Source organism: Nitratidesulfovibrio sp. D1 (assembly GCF_051133415.1).
Lineage (GTDB): Bacteria > Desulfobacterota > Desulfovibrionia > Desulfovibrionales > Desulfovibrionaceae > Cupidesulfovibrio.
This window is the reverse complement of the sequence record NZ_JBPGNZ010000003.1, coordinates 479,434-503,414: the sequence shown is the minus strand read 5'-3', so window position 1 is coordinate 503,414 and position 23,981 is coordinate 479,434. Positions and strand designations below refer to the sequence as shown.

The window sequence follows — 23,981 nt, the reverse complement described above, 5'->3', positions numbered from 1 at the left end:
CGAATCCAGCACGTTCCACGGCCCTGTCGGGTCTGACGGGATTAGCGATGTCAGGGACTGTTTCTAACTTAGGATTTTCGTTCGTTGGCAAGGAAAACAAGCTTGCCATGAGGGAGTATGCCTCTCTCGTTAGGTGAGCCTGCGAACCTTACGGGAGAGGACCGCAGCGCGCTCTTATCGTATTCGACCGAGCCTTAGCCGTTGGTGAGCGAAGCGAACCTTACGGATAGGGACAGCAGAGCCATGACAGGCGAAGTTTGACGACGCCAACGGGCGAAAGGACAAGTTAGAAACAGTCCCTAGGCCGCCCCGCCCTCCCCTTCGTACACCGCGCCGGAGGTGGGACTCTCGCGCACCACCAGACGGCACAGCTGCGGCAGGCCGGGCTTCAGTTCGCGCCACAGCCAGCGGGCGATGCATTCGCTGGTGGGGTTCTCCAGTCCGGGAATGTCGTTGAGGTAGGCATGGTCCAGCCGGTCGATGACCGGTTTGGCCAGCCGCTTCAGGTCGCCGAAATCCATCACCCAGCCGGTATCGTTGCCCACGGGGCCGCGCGCGTGCACCTCCACGGTGAAGGTGTGGCCGTGCAGGTTGCCGCACTTGTGCCCCTGCGGCACGCACGGCAGCCGGTGCGCCGCGTCGAAGTTCAGTGTCACGAAGATGTCCATTGCCGTCCTGCCTGTGTGTCGGCCGTGCGGGCACGGCGTGGTGTCTGTCATGTGAATGCGGCCCGGCGCGCGCGGCGCCCTAGCGGATGCCCAGAAACTTGTGCGTCTGCAACCCCAGCCGCCAGCGCGGATGGGCCAGACAGTAGCGCACGCAGGCGGCCACGTGGGCGGCGTTGCCTTCCGTATCCGCCCCCGCCTCGTCGCGCGGTTGCAGGATGAAATGCCCGAAGTCCAGCCCCGCGAAACCGGCGGGGTCCAGCCCTTCCTGAGGCCAGACCAGCTTCAGTTCGTCGCCCCGCGTCACGGCAAGGCGCGTGCCCGCCTTGGGGCTTACCGTCACCCAGTCCAGCCCGCCGGGCAGGGGCAGGGTGCCGTTGGTCTCCACGCCGCACTGGCAGCCGCGCGCGTGCAGGGCGTCCAGCAGTTCCGTGGTCAGTTGCAGGGCGGGTTCGCCGCCGGTGAACACCACATAGGGCAGCCAGCCGTCCCCGTCCAGTGCATACGGAAAGGCGGCAAGGATGGCCGAGGCCAGTTGCCCGGCACCCTCGAACACGCCCCCGCCGGGGCCGTCGGTGCCCGTGAAGTCGGTATCGCAGAAGCGGCACGCGGCGTCCTGTCGGTCCCGCTCGCGTCCGGTCCACAGGTTGCAGCCGGAAAAACGGCAGAACACGGCGGCCCGCCCGGCGTGCACGCCCTCGCCCTGCAACGAGTGAAAGATTTCCTTGATCCGGTAGGCCATCAGCACCCGCCGCCGGAACAGCTGCGCAGGTAGTCGGCCCAGCCCTGGCGGCGCAGGTCGCAGGCCGGGCAGTCGCCGCAGCCATAGCCCCACGGATGGCGGGTGGCGCGCACGCCCTTGTAGCAGGTGTGGGTGTGCTCCAGCACCACCTCGACGAAGGCGTCGCCGCCCACCTGCCGGGCCAGTTCCCACGTGGCGCCCTTGGTCAGCCACATCAGCGGGGTGTGCAGCACGAAGCGCGATTCCATGCCCAGGTTCAGGGCCACCTGCATGGCCTTGATGGTGTCGTCGCGGCAATCGGGGTAGCCGGAATAGTCGGTCTCGCACACGCCGATGATGATGTGCCGGATGCCCTGCCGGTAGGCATGCGCGGCCGCCGCCGTCAGGAACACCAGGTTGCGGCCCGGCACGAAGGTGGTGGGCAAACCGTTGCGGCCCATCTCTATGGCCACGTCGTGGGTCAGCGCGGTGCTGCCCAGTTCGCGGAACAGGGCCAGTTCCACGGTGGTGTCGTCGGCAAGGCGCTCGCTCCAGCCGGGGGAAAGGCGGCGCACCTCGTCCATGAGGCGCAGGCGGCAGTCCATTTCCACGGTGTGGCGCTGGCCGTAGTGAAAGCCGATGGTGGACACCCGGCCGAAACGCTCCAGCGCCCAGCCCAGGCACGTTGCGGAGTCCTGCCCGCCGGACAGGACCACAAGGGCGGTTTCTTTGCTATGCATGGCGGCTCCTTGCGAAAGACGGGCAACCGGTTGCGCGGAAAACGGGCGACGGGCGGGGCGCGTGGCGCACGTCCCGGCCAGACAGGCCGGGCAGGCCGCCCGCCACGCCGAATCCGGACCGTCGCGTGGGGAGAACTCTGGCTACCCCGCCCGCCCCCGCTTGTAAAGCGCCGGGACGGCCACGGCCTGGAAACGGCCCCTGATCTGCGCCCCGTCTGGGTTCCGCCCCGTTTTTCCGCTCCGGGGCCAGATTTTTTCACCAATCATGCCCGTGCACTGTACCATCGCCCCGCATCCATGCTAGGGAGGTACATGGTCCGGCGTCCACGGCCCGACCTCAGGAACGCGGAGGGGGCCCGGCCGGGGCGACAGCACACTCACAGCGGAGCACGCATGGAACACATCGCCATCATCGGCGGAGGCGGCACGGCCGCGGCTCTCGCGCACGACCTGATCCTGCGCGGCTTTTCCGTCGCCATCTACGAGCGGGGCGAATTCTTCAGCGGGGCCACCGGCCGCCACCACGGCCTGCTGCACAGCGGCGCCCGCTACGCGGTGCACGATCCCGAGGCCGCGCGCGAATGCATCGAGGAAAACATGATCCTGCGCCGCCTGGCGCCGCAGGCCATGGAACAGAACGAAGGGCTGTTCGTGGCCCTGGACGACGAGGACATGGCCTACCGCCAGCGGCTGAAGGACGCCTGCGCCGCCGCGTCCATCCCCACGCGCGACTACACGCCGGAGCAGGCCCGCAGGCTGGAGCCCGGCCTGACCGACAGGGTGCTGGCGGCCATGCAGGTGCCGGACGCCACCTTCGACGCATGGCGGCTGGCCCTGCCCTTCCTGGCCACGGCCCGCGCGGGCGGGGCCACGGCCCACAATTTCACGGAAGTGGTCGGCATCGACGTGCGGGACGGCGCGGTGCGCGGCCTGCGCCTGCGCAGCCTGACCGAGGACGCCGACGGCGCGCGCGGCCACGAATGGTCGGCCCCGGCCGACCTGGTGGTCAACGCCGCCGGGGCGTGGGCTGGCAAGGTGGCGGCGCTGGCGGGCGTGCACGTGCCCATCCAGCCGGGGCCGGGGGTGCTGGTGGCCATCGAGGGCCGGGTGACCAACATGGTGGTCAACCGCATGCGCAAGGCCAGCGAGGGCGACATCATCGTGCCGCAGCGCCGCCTTTCGGTGCTGGGCACCTCCATGTGGCTCACCGACGACCCGGACCATCTGGACATCCCCCCCGACCACGTGGAGCGCATGGTGCGCCTGTGCTCGGAAATGGTGCCCGCCTGCGCCGGGGCTCCCATCCGCTCGGCGTGGTCCGCCGCGCGGCCGCTCATCGGCAACGCCGGCGCCGCGCGGCCGCAGGAGATCAGCCGCACCTTCGACTGCTACGACCACGGCGAGCGCGACAACGTGTCCGGCCTCCTGTCCATCATCGGCGGCAAGGGCATGACCCTGCGCGCCATGGCCGAAAAGACCGCCGACATCATCTGCCGCCTCACCGGGCGCGACGCGCCGTGCCGCACGCGCGAAACGCCCCTGCTGCCCGCGCGGGCCTTCTACAGGAGCTGACCCCATGAGCGACGCCGCAAAGACCGCGCCCGAAACCCCGGCCGCAACGCCCGAATCCGCCCCCGCCCCGCGGCAGCCGCGCACGCTCACGGTGCGGGTGCAGCGCAGCGGCCCCGGCGGCAGCAACGCCCGCTTCGACGACTTCCGGCTGCCGGTGCGGCCCGAGGATTCCGTGCTGGACGTGCTGGACCGCATCCGCGTGGAGACCGACCCCACGCTGGTCTACCGCCACTCGTGCCACCATTCCAGTTGCGGCACCTGCGCCATGCGCATCAACGGGCGCGAACGGCTGGCCTGCATCACCCCCATGCTGGCCCTGGACGCCGACGTGGTGACCCTGGAACCGCTGCGCTCGCTGCCCGTGCTGGGCGACCTGATGGTGGACATGCGCCCCATGTTCGCCCACATCGACCCGGACTGGGGCTACGTGCGCCCCGTGGAAAGGGCCTCCACCGGGGTGCCGCACGGGGTGGCCCGCTACACCCGGCTGGAGAACTGTATCGAATGCGGGGCGTGCATGTCCGCCTGCCCGGTGAGCAACGGCACCGACGACACGCCCCCGCCGGAACCCCGGCGCGGCGGGCAGGACGGCGCGCATCCGGCGGCATCGCAGGCGGCCGGTCAGCCCGCGCGGGACCAGGAAGCCCCCGCCGCCCCGCACGGGAGCGGGTTCATGGGCCCCGCCCCGCTGGCCGCCCTGAACCGCGAACTGGCCCGCCAGCCCGAACGGCGCGAAGAACTGCTGCACATCGGCAAGGGACCGCACGGCGAGCGCCACTGCCGCCGCCACCTGGCATGCAGCCGGGCCTGCCCCAGCGGCGTCTACCCGGCCAAGGACATCATGGACATCCGCATGATGCACGGGGGCGGCAAGGACTGACGCCCCCGCCCAGCCCCGCCCGGCCCAATTCAGTCCGGTCCAGCCCGGCTCAGCCCAACCCGTCTCAGCCCAGTCCCGGCCGTTCGCCGCGCGGCCTCGGCCGCAGCGCGAAACCGCGCGCCTCGGCCCATGCCCTGGCATCGGACTGCGAATGCAGCGACAGCTTGCGGAACAGGTTGGCCCGATGCTTTTCCACGGTCCTGTCGCTGACCACCAGCAACCCGGCAATCTCGCGGTTGCGGTAGCCTTCGGCCACCAGATGCAGCACCTCGCGCTCGCGCGGGGTCAGCAGGGTCAGCGCATCGCGCTCCCGTCCCGCCGGTTCGGCCCCGGCGGCGTCGCGCCTGTCGCGCAGCACCTCGCGCGCGGCCCACGGCGAAAGCCACCCCCCGCCCGCCAGCACGGCGCGCACCGCAAGCCGCACTTCCTCCGCGCTCGCTTCCGGCAGCAGGTAGCCGTCGGCCCCCGCGTCCAGCGCGGGGCGCAGCATGGCCGGGTCGTCCCCGCCGATGGCCAGCACCCGCCGGGCCGGATGGCGGCGCTTCAGCAGGCGCATCACGCACACCCCGTCCAGCAGGGGCAGCCCGCACTCGATGACGGCCAGGTCCGCCCCCAGGCGTTCACACCCTTCCAGCGCGGCGCGCCCGTCCGGCGCCTCGCCGCACACGCGCACCCCGTCCACCCCGCGCAGCAGCACCTTCAGCCCTTCGCGCATCAGCGGCTGATGCGCGGCAATGAACACCTTCCGCCCGTTGTCCATGCTTCCACCCCATGCCCCGCCGCCGTGCGCAGTGGCGCCGACGGCCTGCCCGATGTTTGCGCCGGGCCTTGCCCGCCGCCCGTACCCGCCCGGCATGCCTGGCGATCCGCCCTTCCGCGCCCCGGTTCCGGCGGCCTTGCCGCTCCGGCATGCGGGGCCGACGCGGCCCACACCCGCGCCATGCAGTGACATCCTGCCAGACAGGCGCACAACCCCCACCTGATGAAGTATCACCCTACATCAATTTGCGGGTACACTACCACGAAAATACTGTCACGCTCAACGCCCAAAATACCGTATCACCACGTTTACAACCCTGCCTCTTCATGGTTTCTGCGATATCATGGTCCAGTGCCCTCCGCGCGCCGCAACGGCGCGCCGGTTCCCAGACACCGCAGGCAGGAGGTACGCCCATGCGCAGAAGCGTGACCAGCATCACCCAGAGCGCCGTCCTTGGGGCGCGGCGGTCCAAGTGGGTCGCCCAGCAGATCGGCAAGCCCTATCCCACCATGATGCGGGAACTGAATCCGCACGACCACAGCGCCAAGCTGGGCGCGGACACCCTGCTGGAGATCATGCGGGTGACGCGCGACGTGGCCGCGCTGGAATACATGGCCCACGAGATGGGGTACCAGCTCACGCCGCACCCGGAGGAGACCGGCGGCAAAGGCGGTTCATGAAGGACCGGCGGTCGCCGCGCGCGGCGGCACCGCCGGACAGCACGCGGGGCGCAGGGACGCGCCCCCCCCTCCGACCATGCCGTCCAGACCATGCCGTCCGGACCATGCCGTCCGGCCCTTCCCTGGATGCTTGCAAATCCGTGTGAAATGGCGCACCCTTCCCTGGCCGTTCCCGTCCGCGGGACCGGCAAGCCAGCACGCCCGCACGGAGCAACATGACGCATCCGCTCATCCTCATCGTCGAGGACAGCCGCGCCAGCGCGGACGAACTGCGCACGCGCATCGCCGAACGCCTCGGATTTTCCGTGGTCACGGCGGGCACGTGCGCGGAGGCCGTCCGCATCATGGACGAACAGGGCCCCAACCTGTTCCTTGCCATTCTCGACCTTACCCTGCCCGATGCCCCCGACGGCGAAGTGGTGGACCATGCGCGCACCCGCAAGGTGCCCTCGCTGGTGTTCACCTCGCGCCTGGACGACACCACGCGCCGCTACATCCTTTCCAAGGACGTCATCGACTACATCATCAAGGACGAGCGCGCCGTGGACAACGTGGTGCGCGCCGTGGCCCGGCTGCACCGCAACCGCTCGGCCAAGATCCTGGTGGTGGACGATTCGCCCTCCATGCGCACCTTCATGAAAGAAGAGCTGCGCCGCTACATGTTCCAGGTGTACGAGGCGTCCGGCGGCCCCACGGCCCTGCGCGTGCTGGAGCGCAACCCCGACGTGATGCTGGTAATCACCGACTTCATGATGCCCGACATGGACGGGCTGGAACTGACCCGCCGCATCCGCGAACGCTACCCGCGCGAGACCTTGTCGATCATGGGCGTTTCCGTGCACGCCGAACGCCCGCTTACCGTCGAATTCATCAAGAACGGCGCCGACGACTTCATCACCAAGCCCTTCCTGCGCGAGGAGTTGTACTGCCGCGTGCTCCAGAACGTGGAGACGGTGGAACGCGCGCGCACCCTGGTGGAACTGAACGACGTCAAGAACCGCTTCCTGGGCATGGCCGCGCACGACCTGCGCAACCCCATCAACGGCATCCGGGGGTTCAGCCGCCTGTTGCTGGACGGGGTGCTGGGCCCGCTGACCGAGGACCAGCACAGCGTGCTGGGCACCATGCACCAGGCCAGCAACGAAATGCTCCAACTGGTCAACGACCTGCTGGACGTCACCGTCATCGAGAGCGGCCGGCTGGACCTGGTGCTGCAACCCGGCGACCTGGCCGTGCTGGCGGCGGAACGGCTGTCCTTCGCCTCTCTGGCGGCGGGCGCCAAGAACATCCGCATCGACAAGCACTTCGAGCACGCACAGTGCATGTTCGACCCGCGCCGCATGGCCCAGGTGTTCGACAACCTGCTGAGCAACGCGGTGAAGTTCACCCCGCCGCAGACGTGCATCACCGTGGCCGTGCGCGTGGACGGCGCAGAGGCGGTGTTCGAGGTGGCGGACGAAGGCCCCGGCATCCTGCCCGAGGAGCGCGAGCGCATGTTCCTCTCGTTCGAAAAGCTGAGCGCCAGGCCCACGGCGGGCGAGGCCAGCACTGGCCTTGGGCTGACCATCGTCAAGCGCATCGTCACCGCGCACGGCGGCCGGGTGTGGGTGGAAAGCGAGCCCGGCAGCGGCGCCGCCTTCCGGGTGGCCGTGCCCCTGCGCGTGGGCGCCATGTCCACGGCGGAACGGGCTTTGGCGGAGTCCGCCGCCCAACGCTGAACGCCACGCGGAGGCGGCGGATGCGGCGAAGGCCCACGCCCCTCCCCCCCCTTGCAGGCTGCCGAGCATGAGCGCCCCACCAGTTCCCCCTTCCCACGCCTCTCCCCACATCGCGCCCCCGCATGCCGCGCCTCATGCCGCGTCGGCCCGCATCCTGCCCGAAGACCACGGCGCGCGGCTGGATGCCGCCCTGGCCCGGCTGCTGCCCCTGCTGGATCTGCCGCCGGGCATGCCCGCCCCCCTTCCCCCTGACGCGGGGCTGCGTGCACGCCGCCGCCTGTGGCAGACCCACGCCGTACTGCTGGACGGCCGCCCCGCCCCGCCGGGCGCATGCGTGCAGGCCGGACAGCTGGTGGAGCTGCGCCCGCTGATTGCGACGCCGGGCCAAGCGCATGACACGGCGCGAAACCTCACCCCGACGGCCCCCGCCGACGCACCGCGCGTGCTGGCCGAGGCCCATGGCCTCGTGGCGCTGTACAAACCCGGCGGGCTGCATTCCGCCGCCATCGCGGGCAGCGCCGCCCCCAGCGTGGAAGCGCTGCTGCCCGGCCTTATCGGCGCACCCGGCCCGCAGGACGCCACCGGCGTTCCGCGCCTGCTCAACCGGCTGGACGGTCCCACCTCGGGCATCCTGCTGGCCGCGCGCACCCCGCAGGCCGCCGGCCACTTCCACGCGGCCGAAAATTCCGGGCGGGCGGCCAAGACCTACCTTGCCCTGGCGCACGGGGTGCTGGAGCACCCGGTGACGGTGCGCCGCGCGCTGGACACGGCCAACCGGGCCACCACCCGCGTCCTGCCCGGCGACACCCCCGACCCGTTGCGCCATACCGAGGTCACGCCGCTGGGGGTCATGACCGCCACGGGCGCACCCTGCACGCTGGTGCGCTGCGTCATCCGCAAGGGCGCGCGGCACCAGATTCGCGCCCACCTCGCCGCGCTGGGGCACCCCATCGTGGGGGATGCGCGCTACGGCGGTCCCGATGCCGCCGGGCCGCAGCTCCCCGGAGCGAAACCGGAACAACAGCCCGCCGAATCCACGCTGTTCCTGCACCACGCCCGCATCGAACTGCCGGACTTCGACGCGTCCTGCCCCCCGCCGTGGCTGTACCTGCTGCCCCCGGAACTGCAAGAGGCGGCACGCACCGCGTACCGCCCCGATTCCTGAGCCCATCCGCCCGCCTTTCGCCGTGCCCGCCACCAACGGCGGCACCGCCACAGCGTTACCTGCGCGCGTCCCGTGGCCCGGATGCCCCGTGCCCGGCATCCGGCCGTCCGGCGCCATTCACGATGCCATCCGGTTCGCACCCGTCGCCCCCTTCGGACGGCGCGCAGCCCGTCACCACGGGCGGGGCGTTCCTGGCCCCGGTGCGCCAGCGCACCCGCCGCTGCTGGTAGGCGGCCACCATGCGCAGGGTGACCACATAGGCCGCCACCCCGGCCACCGCCCCGAACACCATCCCGCCCGCGCACAGCACAAGGTATACGTCCCAGCCCATGGACAGCAGCGAGGTGAGATTGGCGAGGTCGTCGGGCAGGGCCACGTGCATGCCGGGCAGCAGGAACGACCCGATGGCGAAGAAGATGGCGTACAGCGGCCCGAAGGTGACCGGATTGGAATACAGCGTGGCGATGACCGCCGCCGCGGGGCTGGCCCGCAGCAGCCAGGCCACCACGCCCGCCAGCAGCATCTGCGAGGGAATCAACGGAATGGACCCGATGAGCATGCCCAGGCCCACGCCCAGCGCGATGCGGTGCGGCGTGGACGGCAGCCGCACCAGCCGCAGCCGGTACAGCCGCACTGTCCGCCACAGGCGATCCAGGGGGGAGCGGCCGTTGCAACGCGCACCGGCCGCGCCGTTTCCGGTGCGGCCTGCGTCCGGTGGCGGCGTTCCGCCGTCCTGTGGGTGTGGGTTCTCGTCCATGCATGGCTCCAGCGAAAAGCGGCGGCAGGGAAATCCCGTGCCGCACGAAGACGATAGCCACGCGCGGGAAGAAGGGCAACGGGGCGGACCGCCGCGCGGGCGGCATGAAGCGCCGCCGTCTCCTATTCCGCCTTCCAGTCCTTGATGCGCAGGTCCACCGACGCCGCGCCGTTGTAACGGTCGATGCGCGGGGTGTAGGCCAGGCGCAGCCGCGTGCCGCGCAGACTGTCCGGAAACTGGCCCGACTGCCGCCACGCCTTGGCGCGCAGGGTGATGCCGCAACTCTCGTCGGTCAGTTGCAGTTCCACGTGGTCGCGCGCGGGGCCGAAGCGGCGCAGGTCGCGCACCAGCACCGGCGGCGAGGCGAACACCGGCTCGGCGTTGCCCATGCCGAACGGCTGGAGCATTTCCAGTTCCTTGAGCAGGGTGAAATCCCCGGCCAGGGCGAAGCCCAGCTCGCCGTCCAGCTTCAGGCGCGGGGTCAGCGGCGTGTCGCCCAGTTCCGCGCGCACCACGGCGTCGAACCGTTCGCGCAGGGTTTCCACGTGGCTGGCGGCCATGCTCATGCCCGCCGCCTGATGGTGCCCGCCGAAATTGGTAAACAGGTCGGCGCAGCGGGTCAGCCCGGCGTGCAGGTCGAATTCCGCCACCGAGCGGCCGGAGCCCTTCATGGATTCGCCGTCGCGGCTCAGGATCAGCGTGGGCCGGTAGAACTCGTCCACCATGCGCGAGGCCACGATGCCGATGACGCCGGGATGCCAGTCGTCGCCGTGCAGCACAAGGCCCACGCGGTGCAACTGCCCTTCGGCCTGCTTCTTGGCGGCGTCGAGGATGCGGTCTTCCTCGGCCCGGCGCCGGGCGTTCTCCGCGTCCAGTTCCTGGGCCAGCCGGGCCGCCTCGGCGTGGTCGCCGGTCAGCAGCAGTTGCAGGGCCAGTTCCGCCTTGCCCATGCGCCCCGCCGCGTTGATGCGCGGCGCAAGGCCGAACACCACCTGCCCCGCCCCGATGGCGGCCGAGGGGTTGTATCCGCTCACCGTCTTCAGCGCGGCCATGCCGGGCCGCCGGGCCTCGGCGATTTTCAGCAGGCCGTTCTTGACCAGGATGCGGTTCTGCCCGTGCAGGCTCACCACGTCGGCCAGCGTGCCCAGCGCCACCAGGTCGAGGAAGTCGCGCATGTCGGCCTTTTTGCCGGTGCGTTCGGCCAGGGCCGCGTTCACCGCCGCCATGACCAGAAAGCTCACCCCCACCCCGGCCAGGGCCGGACACGGGCATTCCGCCAGACGCGGATTGCAGATGGCGTCAGCCTCGGGCAAGCCCTCGGGCGGCATGTGGTGGTCGGACACCACCACCGTCATGCCCAGTTCGCGCGCCCGGCGCACCGGCTCCACGTCCGAGATGCCGCAATCCACGGTCAGCAGCAGGCGCACGCCCTGCGCCGCCAGCCGTTCCACCCACGCCACGTTCAGGCCGTAGCCTTCCTCGCGCCGGTCCGGGATGTGGTGCGCCGTCTCGATGCCGTGGTGGGCCAGCACGCCCTTGACCAGCGCCGTGGAGGTCACCCCGTCCACGTCATAGTCGCCCCACACGGAGAACGGCAGCCCGGCCAGCAACCCGTCGGTCAGGGTGCGGGCCGCCTGCTCCAGCCCCGGCCATTCGGCCAGCGGAGCCAGATGCCGCAGGTTGGGCGAAAGGTACAGGGCCATGTCGTCCACGGACCCCACCCCGCGCCGCCACAGCAGGCGCACGATGAATTCCGACACTTCCAGCCGTTCTGCCCACGCCGCGAACGGCGGCGATGCCGCCTCCGGCTCCGGGCGGAATATCCAGTTGCGGGTCACGCATGCTCCGGGAAAAGGTCAGCAAAACAGAGAGAGAGCAACGGGGAGGGGACCCTTTGCGCGTTGCGGTCCTCATCCGTAAGGCTCGCAAGCTCGCCTAACGGCTGAGGCAAAGGGTCTCCCTCCCCGAACCCCTCCCCCCCCAAACTTTTCATTTGGGGTTAGGCCATGCTTCGGGCGGGGGAAACCATTTGTCGCAGTCGCAACACGAGGAGCATCACTGCAAAGGTAACAGGTAAACGCGGCTCAGCCGTGTTATGCCAACTGGGAAACGAACTGCCCGATCCGCTCGCCTTCGAGCAAGGTTTCGATTTCCGCCATGAAGGCCGGCACGTCAACCCCCAGCGTGCGGGCCGCGTCGTCCAGACCCTGCGGGATCAGCAAGTCATCGGGCAGGTCAGGGGACATACGGGGGGACAGGCCGCCGGGCAGGCCGTCCGCATTCCGCCCCGCCAGCCGTTCGCGCAGGCGCAGCGCGGCGTCGGCCACGTGCACCACCAGCGCGGCGCGTTCGTGTTCGCCCGCCAGGTGCGGGGCATGGTGCCAGTTGATGGGCTCGGTAAGGGCCATGGGCAGATCCCAGAACGACAGCAGGCGCGCCCCCACCACCCCGTGGTCCAGCCCCAGCAACCGTTCTTCCGCCTCGGAATCCATGAGGTTCTCGTCCCTGGCCAACTGGCGGATGGCCGTCCAGTCGTCCGGCCGGTAGGCGGCGATGAGCAGCTTGCCAAGGTCGTGCAGCAGCCCGGCGGTATAGCAGGTTTCCGCGTCGCAGCCGGGCAGGCGGCGGGCCAGCAGACGGCATCCGGCGGCCACGGAAAGCTGGTGCGCCCAGTAGTCGCGCAGGTCGAAGGCGGCGGGCAGGCGCGAGCGGTCGATCATGCGCGAAACGCCCAGGGCCAGCACCAGCGCGCGGATTTCGGCCATGCCCAGGACGGCCACGGCCCGCTGGACGGAGGTCACCTCCGACTGCAAGCCGTAGTAGGCGGAATTGGCAAGGGACAGCACGCGGGTGGCAAGCCCCTGCGCCTTGTTGACCACCCCGGCCACGACGGACAGGGGGGCCATGGAATTGTCGCGGGTGGATTCGAACAGTTCGCGCAGCAGGCCGGGATCGTAGGGCAGTTCCGGCGGGCGGCGCAGCAGATCGTCCAGCAGCGCCTGGGCCGCGTCCAGACCGCCCGCTCCGGCCTGTCTGGCCTGTCTGGCCTGTCCGGCCTGTCCGGCCCGTCCAGTTGATCCGGCAGGCCGGGCGGGGTCGGGGGGGACGCCGGCCGGGCTCATGACCCGCCTCCGCCCGCGCCGGCCTGCGCCGGGGCCTTGCCGCCCCCGGCGGCGATGCGGGCCAGCATGTCGCGCACGGCGTCCTGCTGTTCGGCGGGCACCAGCTTCTTGGCCTGCATCCATTGCAGGAACTTGATGCCCGCGTCGATGGCGGGATTGATTTCCAGCGCCTTCAGGATGTGCTCCACCGTGCCGGTGAAATTCTTCTTCTCCAGCATGGCGCGGGCCATGTTCAGGTGCAGGTTCTCGTCCTTGCGGGTCAGTTCCAGGGCGCGCGTGTAGTAGGTCACGGCCTGGTCGAACATATGGTTCTTGCGCAGATTGATGCCGAAATCATTGAAGAGGTGCTTGTGCTCCTCGTCGAAGGCGGCCTCCAGCTTCACCAGCCGTTCGAAGATGTCGTCGGCCTTGCCCGTTTCGCCGCGCGAAAGGTAGGTGAGCCCCAGCCCGAAGTTGGCGCGCACGTTCTCCTCGTCCACTTGCAGGGCGTTGCCGTACTCGTATTCGGCGCTGAAGGTCTCGCCCTTCTGGCGGTGGCGGTCGGCGCGGGCCACGGTCTTGTTCAGCTCGCGCATGCGCGGAAAGACGGTCTGGACGTAGAACTCCGGCTCGGGGGCGAACTTTTCCAGCAGTTCGTCGATGGTGATGCGCCGCTTGGGGCCCGAGGGAACGTAGTTGTTGTTCAGGGGCTGGACCTCTATGTCGCCCGTCTCGGTCTCTTCGGCGTACCAGAACCCCTTCTGGATGGTCTTGCGGGTGGTGGTGCCGGTGCCCACCTTCTTCACGTCCTGCGTCGAGAACACGCCCTTGATGCGTTCCCTGCCGCGCGGGCCGCCCTGTTGGGGCCCTTGTTGGGTCCCTTGTCGGGCGGCGGGCACGGGGTCGTCGCGGGTCACGTCGGTCATCTGAAGCCTCCAGCCGGGGGCGCGTATCGGCATCCGGCCCGGTTTTCCGGAACAGGTTACGCCGGGCGCGACAGACCGGACGCGCCGCGCGCGACCGTGCCTGCCTTCACCCTTCCCCCTTTTCTCACATATCGGCAGCAACCGCCATGCCTTGAGAGAGACGCGCCGCCATGCGGCATCAGGCCCCCGCCCGCGCCGCTCAGGCCCGCTGCCCCGCTGCCTCCCGCATCTCGGCCAGAATGCGCCGCGCGGCATCGGCGGGACCATTGGGGCCTGGCGCACCGGTCACCGGGCGGCCCACCACCAGGTAGTCCGAACCGGCCCGCACGGCCTCGGCCGGGGTCATCACCCGGCGCTGGTCGTCGCCGCCGGAACCGGCCCCATCGCGGGCGGCAGGCCGGATGCCCGGCGTCAGGCAGATGAAGTCCCGCCCGCACCGCCGCTTGATGCCCTCCGCTTCATACCCCGAACAGACGACGCCGCTCAAGCCCCACTCCCGGCCGCACGCGGCCAGCCGGGCCGCCTCGGCGGAAGGATCCGCGCCGCCGGGCAGTTCGCCCGGCCCCACGCTGGTCAGCACGGTGACGCCCAGCAGCATCGGGACCGCCCCGCCGCCGCGCGCCGCCGCGCCCTCGGCCAGACCTTCCACCGCCGCGCGGCACATGCGCTCGCCGCCCGAAAGGTGGATGTTGCACATGTCCGCCCCGGTGGCCACGGCGGAACGCACCGCCCCGCGCACCGTGTTGGGAATGTCGTGGAACTTCAGGTCCAGGAACACGGGGAAGCCCAGGTCCTTCAGGCGGGTGACCACTTCCGGCCCGGAAGCGGTGAACAGTTCCAGCCCCACCTTCATCCACAGGCGGCCGCCCGCCGCATCCGCTGCCGCGGCCTCTGCCGCGCCGCGCAGTGCGCGGGCCGTGCCCAGGGCGGCGTCCATGGCCGGGTAGTCCAGCGCGACGACCAGTTCGGCCATTACCCCCGCCCCCCTTCCGGCGCCTGTCCCTCGGCACGCCAGCCGGACATGATGTCCCCCACCAGGTCCGGGCTGCACGCGGGCGACAGCGTGGCCGCGATGTACGCGGCGCGCAGCTCGTCGTAGGCGGTCTCCAGGTCTTCGTTGACGATCCAGGCGTTGAACCAGTGGGCCTGGTCCAGTTCCTTGGCCGCGTTGGCAAGGCGACGCTGGATGGTGTGCTCGTCGTCGGTGCCGCGCGCCCGCAGGCGGCGTTCCAGTTCCGCCCGCGAGGGCGGCAGGATGAACACGTAGCACCCCTGGCGCAGGCTGCCGCGCAGCTGGCCCGCGCCCTGCACGTCGATGTCGAAGATCACGTCGCGCCCGTCGCGCAGCATGTCCAGGGTGGCCTGCAACGGGGTGCCGTAGAAGTTGCCGTGCACCTCGGCCCATTCGGCGAAGAAGCCTTCGTCGCGCAGGCGGGTGAATTCCTCCACCGTGGCGAAATGGTAGTCGCGGCCGTGCACCTCGCCCGCGCGCGGCTGGCGGGTGGTGTAGGAAATGGAGTAGGCGAAGCGCGGAAACTCCGCGAGCAGGCGTTTGGTCAAGGTGGTCTTGCCGGTGCCCGAGGGGGCGCACAGCACGAGCACGATGCCGGAGCGTTGGCGGGCCATCAGTCGGCGTCCTCCTGCGTGTAGCGTTGGCCCACGGTTTCGGCCTGGATGGCCGAAAGGATGACGTGGTTCGAATCGGTGACGATGATGGAGCGGGTCTTGCGGCCCTGGGTGGCGTCCACCAGCCGCCCCTCCTGCCGCGCGTCCTCGCGCAGGCGGCGCATGGGCGACGACGAGGGGTTGACGATGGCCACGACGCGCGAGGCCACCACGAAGTTGCCGAAGCCGACGTTGATGAGCTTTTGCGATGACGGTTTCTGCTGCATGGCGTTCCGGCGTGTCCCGTTGCCCGCATGCCCGGCGCGCCGTCCCGCGCATGCGGGCGGGACGGCCAGGCACGGGCGGATACGGGCGGGCACGGGCGGGGTTATTCGATGTTCTGCACCTGCTCGCGGCACTTTTCCAGTTCGTTCTTGAAATCCACCACCAGACGCGAAATCTGCGCGTCCTGGATCTTGTTGCCGCAGGTGTTGATCTCGCGGAAGCATTCCTGAAGCGTGAAGTCCAGGCGCTTGCCCGCGTCGCCGCCCTGGGCCATCAGTTCGCGCAGCCGGTCCAGGTGGGCGCGCAGGCGGGTCAATTCTTCGCTCACGTCCAGCTTGTCCGCCAGCAGGGTGATCTCCTGCAGAAAGCGCCCTTCGTCCAGTTCGCTCCCGGCGCGTTCCAGCAGTTCGGACAACCGGTCGCGCACGTTCTGGAAGCGCTCTTCCTTGATGTCCGGGGCGCGTTCCTCGATGCGGGCCACCCACTCGTCCATGCGGATGATGCGCGAGGTCATGTCCATGGCCAGAGCCTTGGCCTCGCGGGCGCGCGCTTCGTTCCAGTCCGCCAGCGCGGCGGCAAGGCCCGACTCCAGCCCGGCCAGAAGTTCCTCGTCCGGTTCCGCGCCCGCGTCCTCCCACAAAAAGGACAGGCCGAGCATGCGGTTGTAGTCGGGGCTGTAGGCGTCGCCGCGCGCGGCGGCGAAGGCGGCCAGGGTGTCCAGCATGGCCGTGGCCTGACTCTCGTTGAAGCCCACCACGCCCAGGTCGCCCCGGCGCAGTTGCAGCCCCAGGGTGATGTCCACCCGGCCCCGGGTGGCGAACTTGCGCACCACCTTTTCGAAGCGCGGTTCCAGGTTGCGCACGAAAACGGGAAGCCGCCACTTCATGTCGAGGTGGCGGCCGTTCACGCTGCGCACTTCCCAGGTCTGCGTCCAGTCGGCGTCTTCAAGGAAGCTGCGTCCGAAACCGGTCATGCTTCTGAGCATACAAGTCTCCTGCTGTTGCGCCCCGCGCGGCGGACCGTGGCCCAAGGGGGCGGCAGGCGCGTGGGCGGACGGGAAGGCCCGGACGCGGCGTGCGCCCGGCGTGGCCCCGAAGTACGCGAAAGCGCGGCTTGGCGCAACCGCGCGCGGACGGCCGGGACAGCCGGGCCAGCCAGTCAACGGACCAGCCGGTCAACGGGCCAACGGGGCAGCGGGCCAGCACATCAGCGGACCGGCGGGCTCAGGCTGCCCAGCACCCGGCGCAACGCCTCGCGCTCCAGGGGCTTGGCGATGTAGTCGTCCATGCCCGCCGCCAGGAACCGCTCGCGGTCGCCGCGCAGAGCGTGGGCGGTCAGGGCCACGATGGTCGGGCGCGTCCGGCCCGTGCTGCGCGCCAGGTCGTTGATGCGCCGCGCCGCCTCGGTGCCGTCCATGCCGGGCATCTGGATGTCCATGAAAATGATGTCGTAGTCGGCCTCGCCCACGGCGCGCACGGCATCAGCGCCGTTTTCCACGCACACCGCCCGGTGGCCTTCGCGCTCCAGCATGCGCTGCACGGTAAGCCGGTTGATCTGGTCGTCCTCCGCCACCAGCACGCGCAGCGCCGTGGATGCGGCCTCATGCGCCGCGCGGCTGGCCGCGCGCGATTGCGGGGACGCGGACGGCGCACCGTCGGCCGCCCCGGCGGGACCGGCCAAAGCCGCCGCCCCGTTCCGCCCTTCGGGCATGCCCGCCCCGCTGCCGTTGGCCGCGTGCGCGCCGTTCACCCCGGACAGGCCGTTGGCGGCCTCCTCCACCGCGGGCAGCGGCAGGCAGACGTGCACCGACGTGCCGACGCCCTCCTCGCTTTCCATGATCATGGTGCCTCCCATGCGCGTCACCAGGCGGCGCACGATGCCCAGGCCCAGCCCCGCGCCCTGGTAGCGCCGGGTGGAGGAACCGTCCACCTGCGCGAAGGGCTCGCAGACCACGGCCAGCTTTTCCTGCGGAATACCGATGCCCGTGTCGCGCACGGAGAACAGCAGCTTGCCGCCGCCCACCGGGCAGGCCAGGATGTCCACCCCGCCCTGGTGGGTGAACTTCACCCCGTTGGCCGCCAGGTTGTACAGCACCTGGCGCAGCCGCGCCGCGTCGCCGCGCACCCGGCCGGGCAACGCATCGGCGATGAGTCCCAGCGCCAGCCCGCGCCGCCGCGCCGCCACGTCCACCATGTCGGCCACCTGGCGCAGCACGGCGGCCGGGTCGAACGGTTCTTCGCGCAGGCCGGATTCGCCCGCGCCCAGCGCGGAAAGGTCCAGCAGGTCGTCGATGATGCGCAAAAGGGCATGGCCCGATTCCACGGCCGTGCGCAGGTAGCCGCGCCGCTCGTCGTCCAGGTCCGGGCCGTCCAGCAGTTGCAGCATGCCCAGCACGCCGTTGAGCGGGGTGCGCAGTTCGTGGCTCATGTTGGCCAGGAATTCGTCCTTGGTGCGGCTGGCCGCCTCGGCCGCGTCCTTGGCCCGCCGCAGCGAAACCATGGAGCGCCGCCGGGCGATGTGCTCCCACATGCCGTGCATGAACAGGTCCAGCTGGCGCCGGTCGGCCCGCTCGTAGGGCTGGTCCTTGTTGGCCACGCCCGCCACGGCCACCAGCCTGCCCTCCTCCAGCACGGGCACGGCCAGGTGCCGCCACAGCGAGATGCCGTTCACGCGGTGGGCAGGCTGCGGCCCCGGCGCGCCGGGCGGGGGCGGGCCTGGCTGGCCTGACTGGACTGTCGGGCCAGTCGGGCCGGGTTCATTCCCGTTACGGATTTCCGGCTGGCCCGTGCGCGCCACCTCGCACCACGGCCCCTCCACCGGGCTTTTGCCGGGCGTGGCGGCGGCCGCTCCCGCCGTCGCCGGTTCCGCCATCAGGTGAGACCACAGCACGCCGTCCGCCGTCACCCGGCCCCCGTCCACCAGCGCAAGGTAGCCCAGTTCGCTGCCGGTCAACCGCACGGCCTGTTCCAGGGCAAAACGCATGATGGACCGTTCCGGCGCGGTGTCCATGCGCGACAGGCGGTGCAGGGCCGCCAGACGCGCCGCGCTCAGCCTGCGTTCGCGCCGGGCGTTGCGGCGTTCGCTGATGTCCGCGGCGATGACGGCGAACTGCCGTTCGCGCACCCGGTACACCGCCATTTCCAGCCATTTCCCCATGTTGCGGGAATAGTGCTCCAAGTGCAGCGGCTTGCCGGTCAGGGCCACCCGCCCCAACTGCTCGACCCACGCCGGATCCTGCGGGCCGAACAGTTCGCTGGCCGTGCGGCCCAGCACGTCCTCTGCCCGGCGGCCGGAAATCGTCTCGAAGGCGGGATTCACCGCCAGAAAGCGGTAATCCACGGGGCATCCCGCCTCGTTCAGCAGCACTTCGTGCACCGCGAAACTGGTTATCAGCTTGCGGAACAGGGTGCGGAAGTCATGCTCGGTGGACCGATGGCGGGTCACGTCGCGCAGCAGGCTGAGCACCGACGCCACGCCGCCGTCGGCGCCGCGTTCCGGCACCAGCCGCCAGTCGAACAGCACCCGGCCGGAGGGGCCGTGAAAGACATAGTCGGTCTGCACCGCCCGGCCCGACTCCAGCACCCCGCGCAGCTGCCGCGCCCAGAATTCCGCCACCTGCGGCGCAAGGCCCAGTTCCGTCAGCTCGCGCCCCATGAGCGCTTCCGGCAGCCCCAGGTAGGGAATGACGGCGGGGTTGACGTAGGTCAGGCGCAGGTCGCCGCCGAAGCGCATGACGATGTCCGGGGTGTTTTCCACCAGGGCGCGGTATTTCTCTTCTCCGGCGGCCAGGTTGGCCAGGGCGGTATAGCGTTCGGTGACGTCCTCGTAGATCAGCAGCAGGTCGCCCGAATCGGCGCGGCTGATGAAGTAGTGACGCCAGCAGCCGCGTATCTCGTCGCTGTAGAGGAAGGAGGGAAGGTGTTCGGCGATGCCGCTGCGCCACGCGCGGGCCAGGGCTTCGCGCAGGGTGGCGGCCACCGGGGCGGGCAGCAGCGCGGACAGGGGCTTGCCGATGGACGTCTCGCGCGGCAGGCGGCTCAGCCGTTCGCCCGCCGGATTGATGTCCAGCAGGACGAAGTCCGGGCACTCTTCGGGGGGCGCGTCAGGCGGCGCCCCGGAAGCGGCCTCCGGGACAACGGTAATGACGCCGGGACAATCCCGCACGGGACGCAGCACGGCCACGCCCGCGTTCATGTTGCGAAACAGGCCCCGGAACAGTTCGGCCTCGCGGCGCAACGGCCTGGCCCCGTCGGCTGCCCCGCGCCGCCCGTCACCCCCCTCCGGCCCGTCACATCCGTCAGGTTGATCGCGCAAGTCCGGCAATTCCCCACCTTCCGGACGCACGCGGTCGTCAACGTCGTATCCATCCTGCATTGCAGCGGCCCCTTGCGTCCTGCCGCACGCGGTTCCCCCCGGAACCGGCGCAGCCACATCCGACGATGTCACACTACTCCAAAGCAGCGCGACGTCAAAGAGGAAACCCGCAACGGACGGTGTGGAAACGCATCGGCTCCGTGGAGCGCGACGCGGAAAACGGCGCGCGCCGCACCCGCCCCAGGGAGCGGAATGCGGCGCGGCAATGGAAGAAAACGGTTGTCGCTCCGCTTCGTCGCCGTGGCTACCGTTCGCGGCGCAGCATCGCGCGGGCGTATTCCACCACGATGGGCAGCACCGACACAACGATGATGCCGTAGATGACCACGCTGAAATTGCGCTGCACCACCGGAATGTTGCCCAGGAAGTAGCCCGCCGTCACCAGCAGGCCCACCCACAGCAGGGCTCCGCCGGCGTTGAACAGCAGGAAGCGCCGGGCGTCCATGGCCGCCACCCCCGCCACGAAGGGGGCGAAGGTGCGCACCACCGGCACGAAGCGGGCCAGCACGATGGCCTTGCCGCCGTGGCGCTCGTAGAACTCGTGCGCGCGGTACAGGTGCTGGCGGTTGAGCAGGCGGTAGTTCTTCTCGAACACCGGCGGTCCGATGTACCGGCCGATGCGGTAGTTCACCGCGTCGCCGATGATGGCGGCGGCCAGCAGCGTGAACGCCAGGGGAAAGTATTCCAGGTGCCCGGCCCCGGCGATGGTGCCCGCCGCGAACAGCAGCGAATCGCCGGGCAGGAACGGCGTGACCACCAGCCCGGTCTCGCAGAACACGATCAGGAACAGGATGGCGTAGGTGTAGGCGCCCCAGTTCGAGACCAGTTCGAACAGGTGCCTGTCCACGTGCAGCAGAAAGGAGACGAAGGTCGAAAAAACGCCCATGATGTCCAAGGGAAGGCTCCGGTGCCGGTGCTGCCGGCGCATCTGCGGGTATGGCGACGGACCGCGGGAGTGCGGCCCTGCCTCTGTACGCCACGCCGCACCGCCGCGCAAGGACGAGCCCGCCCCAGGCAGCCGGACCAGCCGCGCCCCCCGCCCCCACGCACACGGCCCAGCCGGTCTTTTTCACCGGGGCGTGCGCTTTTTACTTGAAAAGGATTTTCATTTTCACTATGGTCACCACAACGAACAACCACAACGACTCCCTACGCATGCCCACACGACTCCCACGCCTTCCAGCCTCCGGTCCTTCCCGCCCGTCCCGGCCTTGCACCCCGGGGCGGGCGGGAGGGGCCACCTCCGCCGCACGCGCCGCGCATCCCGCATGCCGCGGCCGCCTTGGGGACCAGTGTAGTCGGGCTGCCTGACGGGCGGCCGCGACACGAACACCGACACCATCCATTCGGAGGATTCCCATGGCCAACGTGCTCATCGTCTACGGTTCCACCACCGGCAACACCGCCTGGGTCGCCGAAACCGTCGGCCGCGACATCGCCGAGGCGGGCCACGCCGTCGAAATCCGCGACGCGGGCCAGGTCGAGGCGGAAGGTCTGTGCGAGGGCCGCGACCTCGTGCTGTTCGGTTGCTCCACCTGGGGCGACGACGAGATCGAACTGCAGGACGACTTCATCCACCTGTACGAATCGCTGGACGCCACGGGCGCGGGCAAGGGCCGGGCGGCCTGCTTCGGCTGCGGCGACAGCAGCTACACCTACTTCTGCGGCGCGGTGGACGCCATCGAGGAGCGCCTGTCGAACCTCGGCGCGGACATCGTGGCCGATTCGCTGAAGATCGACGGCGACCCGCGCACCATGCGCGACGACATCTCGGCCTGGGCCGGACGCGTGGCGGCCGCCCTGTAGGGGCTGTTTCCAAATTAGGATTTTCGTTCGTTGGCAAGAAAAACAAGCCTGCCATGAGGGAGTATACTCTTCTTGTATTCGACTGAAATGGCAGGCGAAGTTTGACGCAGCCAACGGGCGAAGGGACAATTTAGAAACAGCCCCTAGCGCCCCTCGCACGCCCACACCACCGCAACCCCACGGAGGACCATGCCATGACCCTTGCCTGCTCCATCGGTTCCGGCCGCGTGGTGGCCCGGCGCTTCGCCGGTTCGCTGCGGCGCCTCATCACCAGTGACGACCGCAGGGAACACGATCTCGCCCTGGCGGCGCGGCCCGGTCTTGACGGCGCCTGCCCCGCCGATGGCGCGGGCGCGGCGCCCCGGTCCTCCGTTCCCGCCACGGGCCGCACCGGCGCGTGACGCCAGGGGGCGCGGCGGCAGGAGACGCCCCGCGCGCCCGCAACGGCATCAGCCAACTACCGAGCCGGGCGGACGCATCAGCCGTGCCGCCCGGCGCAGGAGTCCTTCCATGAAAGACCTCGCCCTGCTCATCACCGCCGCGCTGCTGCTGGAAATCACTGTGGCCACCCTGCTGATGCGCTGATCCGCATCTACCCCCCTCCCCGCCCGTTCCTTCCTTCTTCGCTGCCCGGCTTCCCTCCCCCTGCCTTCCCGCTGACGGGTCGCCCTGCCCCGCGCCCCGGAACCGCCTGAACATGCAGCAGGCGAACCGGAACGGTGCGCCCGGCACAGGGCGTTAATCTCTTTACATTTCTTAACCGAATCACGGGTTGAGCCACATCGGAAACGGACGATAGCATTCCCATGCACCGGCCATGCACGTCACGGGGCGCAGCGGCGATCCGCGCATGCCGACGCCCCTTGGCGCGGCCGGTTATCCAGGAGATGGAAATGCTGCCAGCCACCGTCCGTACCGGGACCTGCGTGGCCCTGCTGCTGGCGGGCATGGCCCTTGCCGCCATGACCGCCCGTGCCGTGGGGCCGCTGCATGCCGGTCCCCGGCCCGACTTCGGACCGCCGCCCCTGCCCCCCTTCGCCATGGGGCTTCCCCCGTCGCCCCCCGACATCCCGTACGACGCACCGCCGCCGCCCACGCCGCCCACGGCGGAACAGCACTCGGCCATCCGGAGCATCCGCGACGGATTCGCGGCGCGCTTCGCCGCGCTGCGCCAGGAACAGTACGCCGCGTGGGTGGCCCTGGAAGCCGCGTTGACCCGCGCCACCCCCGACCCGGAGGAAACCGCCCGCAGCGCCCGCGCCCTGCGCGAGGTGACCGCTAGGCAGCAGGACTTGGCCATCGAGATGCGCCAGCGCATCATCAGGGAGACCGGCATCCTCACTCCCCTTCCCGGTCCGCCGCACCCACCGCCGGGCCTGCCGGGCCACGTCCATGCGGATTTGCCGTCCGGCACCTCGTGACCCCACCGTGCGGGGCCATGACGCCGGATACGGCCAAGGCGCGGCGTCCCGACGGTCGGGGCGCCGCGCCCCATGTTCCGCCCGCCTGCCCGCCCGGCACCCCGCCCGCCCCGTTCCGTGCCGTCCCGCACGGTGATCACGTTTTTGTGATTCCGGAACTTTTCCGCTTGCCTTCTCACGCGGCCCCGCCTATTCTCGCCTCCATCCCGCCGGGTGGCGCTTTCTCTGCCTATAGCGCCACTCTCGGGCACCGCCGCAACCGCCCCGCGCACCGCGCCCGGAAAGCGCGAACAAATGCCCACGGAGCGGGCGGCGGCACGGAAGGCATGGCCACGCCATGCTCCTGGCCCCCACGACGTACGCAGGTACCGCATGACCGCCAGCACCGAACACCGCCCCGCAACGCGGCCCACCATGGCCGCCGCGCTCCACGCCCCCCTTCGTCCGGCGCAGGACCCCGCCGACGCGGGCAGGGGACCGGTTTCGGCTTCCGTGGCCCTTTCCGCCCCGTGTGCCAAACGCACCGTGGCCGTTCCGTCCCGCCAGCCCCTGGCCGCCACTTCTGAAGTATTCCCGGCGCCCCATTCCAACGGGGCGTTTTTTTACTTCTATTACTTTTGCCGGACAGCGTAGGCGGGCGTCTCGCATGGCATGCATGGCCGGGCGCACCGCTGGTGCACCCGGCTTTTTTTCATGCCGCGCGGCGGCCATGAACGATAGACGGAGGAAAGGGACATGATCACGAGGATACGGCCACCCCGGCCCGCAACGGCATGCCGCACCCGGTGCATCCCGGCCGCGGCTC

The 23,981-nt window shown here is 70.2% G+C and carries 22 protein-coding genes; 8 read left to right on the top strand and 14 right to left on the bottom strand.

Annotation, left to right across the window (positions count from 1 at the left end):
• Positions 1-299: 299 nt before the first annotated feature.
• From queD to queC, 3 genes are all read right to left on the bottom strand, one after another.
• Positions 300-668, bottom strand: coding sequence for a 6-carboxytetrahydropterin synthase QueD (queD, locus tag ACR4XJ_RS07780; protein WP_333505366.1), 369 nt, complete (start codon positions 666-668; stop codon positions 300-302).
• A gap of 79 nt (positions 669-747) precedes the next feature.
• Positions 748-1,407, bottom strand: coding sequence for a 7-carboxy-7-deazaguanine synthase (gene queE / locus ACR4XJ_RS07775; RefSeq protein ID WP_434754687.1), 660 nt, complete (start codon positions 1,405-1,407; stop codon positions 748-750).
• Complete coding sequence (queC, locus tag ACR4XJ_RS07770; protein WP_434754686.1) at positions 1,407-2,126, bottom strand: 7-cyano-7-deazaguanine synthase QueC; 720 nt, start codon at positions 2,124-2,126, stop codon at positions 1,407-1,409. The genes queE and queC overlap by 1 nt, the downstream gene beginning before the upstream one ends.
• Before the next feature lie 393 nt (positions 2,127-2,519).
• On the opposite strand from queC, the gene ACR4XJ_RS07765 reads away from it, so the two are divergent.
• A complete protein-coding gene (locus tag ACR4XJ_RS07765; RefSeq protein ID WP_434754685.1) occupies positions 2,520-3,698 on the top strand; it encodes an FAD-dependent oxidoreductase in 1,179 nt (392 codons plus the stop codon).
• Positions 3,699-3,702: 4 nt separating this feature from the next.
• Entirely contained in the window at positions 3,703-4,578 is an 876-nt protein-coding gene (locus ACR4XJ_RS07760; RefSeq protein ID WP_434754684.1) for a 2Fe-2S iron-sulfur cluster-binding protein, read from the top strand.
• Between the two features lie 64 nt (positions 4,579-4,642).
• On the opposite strand, the gene ACR4XJ_RS07755 is transcribed toward ACR4XJ_RS07760, so the two are convergent.
• Positions 4,643-5,338: a LuxR C-terminal-related transcriptional regulator gene (locus ACR4XJ_RS07755; protein WP_434754683.1), complete on the bottom strand. Its 696-nt coding sequence runs from the start codon at positions 5,336-5,338 to the stop codon at positions 4,643-4,645.
• A gap of 413 nt (positions 5,339-5,751) precedes the next feature.
• Between ACR4XJ_RS07755 and ACR4XJ_RS07750 the strand changes: the two genes are divergently transcribed.
• The 3 genes from ACR4XJ_RS07750 to ACR4XJ_RS07740 all read left to right on the top strand — a co-directional run bounded on the left by ACR4XJ_RS07750 (position 5,752) and on the right by ACR4XJ_RS07740 (position 8,901).
• Positions 5,752-6,018, top strand: a complete 267-nt coding sequence (locus ACR4XJ_RS07750) for a phage regulatory CII family protein (RefSeq protein ID WP_434754682.1) — start codon at positions 5,752-5,754, stop codon at positions 6,016-6,018.
• 215 nt (positions 6,019-6,233) lie between these two features.
• Positions 6,234-7,736, top strand: coding sequence for a response regulator (locus ACR4XJ_RS07745; protein ID WP_434754681.1), 1,503 nt, complete (start codon positions 6,234-6,236; stop codon positions 7,734-7,736).
• A gap of 67 nt (positions 7,737-7,803) precedes the next feature.
• Positions 7,804-8,901 (top strand): pseudouridine synthase family protein, encoded by a 1,098-nt coding sequence (locus ACR4XJ_RS07740; protein WP_434754680.1) that lies wholly within the window; start codon positions 7,804-7,806, stop codon positions 8,899-8,901.
• Positions 8,902-8,956: 55 nt separating this feature from the next.
• Here ACR4XJ_RS07740 and ACR4XJ_RS07735 read toward each other — a convergent pair whose 3' ends face one another.
• The 10 genes from ACR4XJ_RS07735 to ACR4XJ_RS07690 all read right to left on the bottom strand — a co-directional run bounded on the left by ACR4XJ_RS07735 (position 8,957) and on the right by ACR4XJ_RS07690 (position 20,835).
• A complete protein-coding gene (locus ACR4XJ_RS07735; RefSeq protein WP_434754679.1) occupies positions 8,957-9,658 on the bottom strand; it encodes a DUF2062 domain-containing protein in 702 nt (233 codons plus the stop codon).
• Between the two features lie 122 nt (positions 9,659-9,780).
• Positions 9,781-11,496, bottom strand: coding sequence for a single-stranded-DNA-specific exonuclease RecJ (gene recJ / locus ACR4XJ_RS07730; protein WP_434754678.1), 1,716 nt, complete (start codon positions 11,494-11,496; stop codon positions 9,781-9,783).
• Positions 11,497-11,751: 255 nt separating this feature from the next.
• On the bottom strand, positions 11,752-12,780 hold the full coding sequence (locus ACR4XJ_RS07725) for an HDOD domain-containing protein (protein ID WP_434754677.1): 1,029 nt from the start codon (positions 12,778-12,780) through the stop codon (positions 11,752-11,754).
• Positions 12,777-13,685: a tetratricopeptide repeat protein gene (locus ACR4XJ_RS07720; protein ID WP_434754676.1), complete on the bottom strand. Its 909-nt coding sequence runs from the start codon at positions 13,683-13,685 to the stop codon at positions 12,777-12,779. Before ACR4XJ_RS07720 ends, ACR4XJ_RS07725 begins: the two co-directional genes overlap by 4 nt.
• Before the next feature lie 199 nt (positions 13,686-13,884).
• Complete coding sequence (gene pyrF, locus ACR4XJ_RS07715; protein ID WP_434754675.1) at positions 13,885-14,658, bottom strand: orotidine-5'-phosphate decarboxylase; 774 nt, start codon at positions 14,656-14,658, stop codon at positions 13,885-13,887.
• Positions 14,658-15,311 carry a guanylate kinase gene (gene gmk / locus ACR4XJ_RS07710; protein WP_434754674.1) on the bottom strand — a complete coding sequence of 218 codons (654 nt, stop codon included), beginning with the start codon at positions 15,309-15,311 and terminating at the stop codon, positions 14,658-14,660. Before gmk ends, pyrF begins: the two co-directional genes overlap by 1 nt.
• Positions 15,311-15,577, bottom strand: a complete 267-nt coding sequence (locus tag ACR4XJ_RS07705; protein WP_333505381.1) for a DUF370 domain-containing protein — start codon at positions 15,575-15,577, stop codon at positions 15,311-15,313. Before ACR4XJ_RS07705 ends, gmk begins: the two co-directional genes overlap by 1 nt.
• Before the next feature lie 101 nt (positions 15,578-15,678).
• On the bottom strand, positions 15,679-16,560 hold the full coding sequence (locus tag ACR4XJ_RS07700; protein ID WP_434754673.1) for a YicC/YloC family endoribonuclease: 882 nt from the start codon (positions 16,558-16,560) through the stop codon (positions 15,679-15,681).
• Between the two features lie 221 nt (positions 16,561-16,781).
• The gene (locus ACR4XJ_RS07695) at positions 16,782-19,949 is read right to left on the bottom strand and encodes a PAS domain-containing protein (RefSeq protein ID WP_434754672.1); all 3,168 of its coding nucleotides are present in this window, start codon (positions 19,947-19,949) and stop codon (positions 16,782-16,784) included.
• A 244-nt stretch (positions 19,950-20,193) separates the two neighbouring features.
• A complete protein-coding gene (locus tag ACR4XJ_RS07690; protein WP_434754764.1) occupies positions 20,194-20,835 on the bottom strand; it encodes a DedA family protein in 642 nt (213 codons plus the stop codon).
• A 473-nt stretch (positions 20,836-21,308) separates the two neighbouring features.
• Here ACR4XJ_RS07690 and ACR4XJ_RS07685 point away from each other — a divergent pair, with 473 nt between their 5' ends.
• The 3 genes from ACR4XJ_RS07685 to ACR4XJ_RS07675 all read left to right on the top strand — a co-directional run bounded on the left by ACR4XJ_RS07685 (position 21,309) and on the right by ACR4XJ_RS07675 (position 23,176).
• Positions 21,309-21,755 carry a flavodoxin gene (locus ACR4XJ_RS07685; protein WP_333505385.1) on the top strand — a complete coding sequence of 149 codons (447 nt, stop codon included), beginning with the start codon at positions 21,309-21,311 and terminating at the stop codon, positions 21,753-21,755.
• Positions 21,756-21,949: 194 nt separating this feature from the next.
• Entirely contained in the window at positions 21,950-22,156 is a 207-nt protein-coding gene (locus ACR4XJ_RS07680; protein ID WP_434754671.1) for a hypothetical protein, read from the top strand.
• Between the two features lie 492 nt (positions 22,157-22,648).
• Positions 22,649-23,176, top strand: a complete 528-nt coding sequence (locus tag ACR4XJ_RS07675) for a hypothetical protein (protein ID WP_434754670.1) — start codon at positions 22,649-22,651, stop codon at positions 23,174-23,176.
• Positions 23,177-23,981 lie beyond the last annotated feature (805 nt).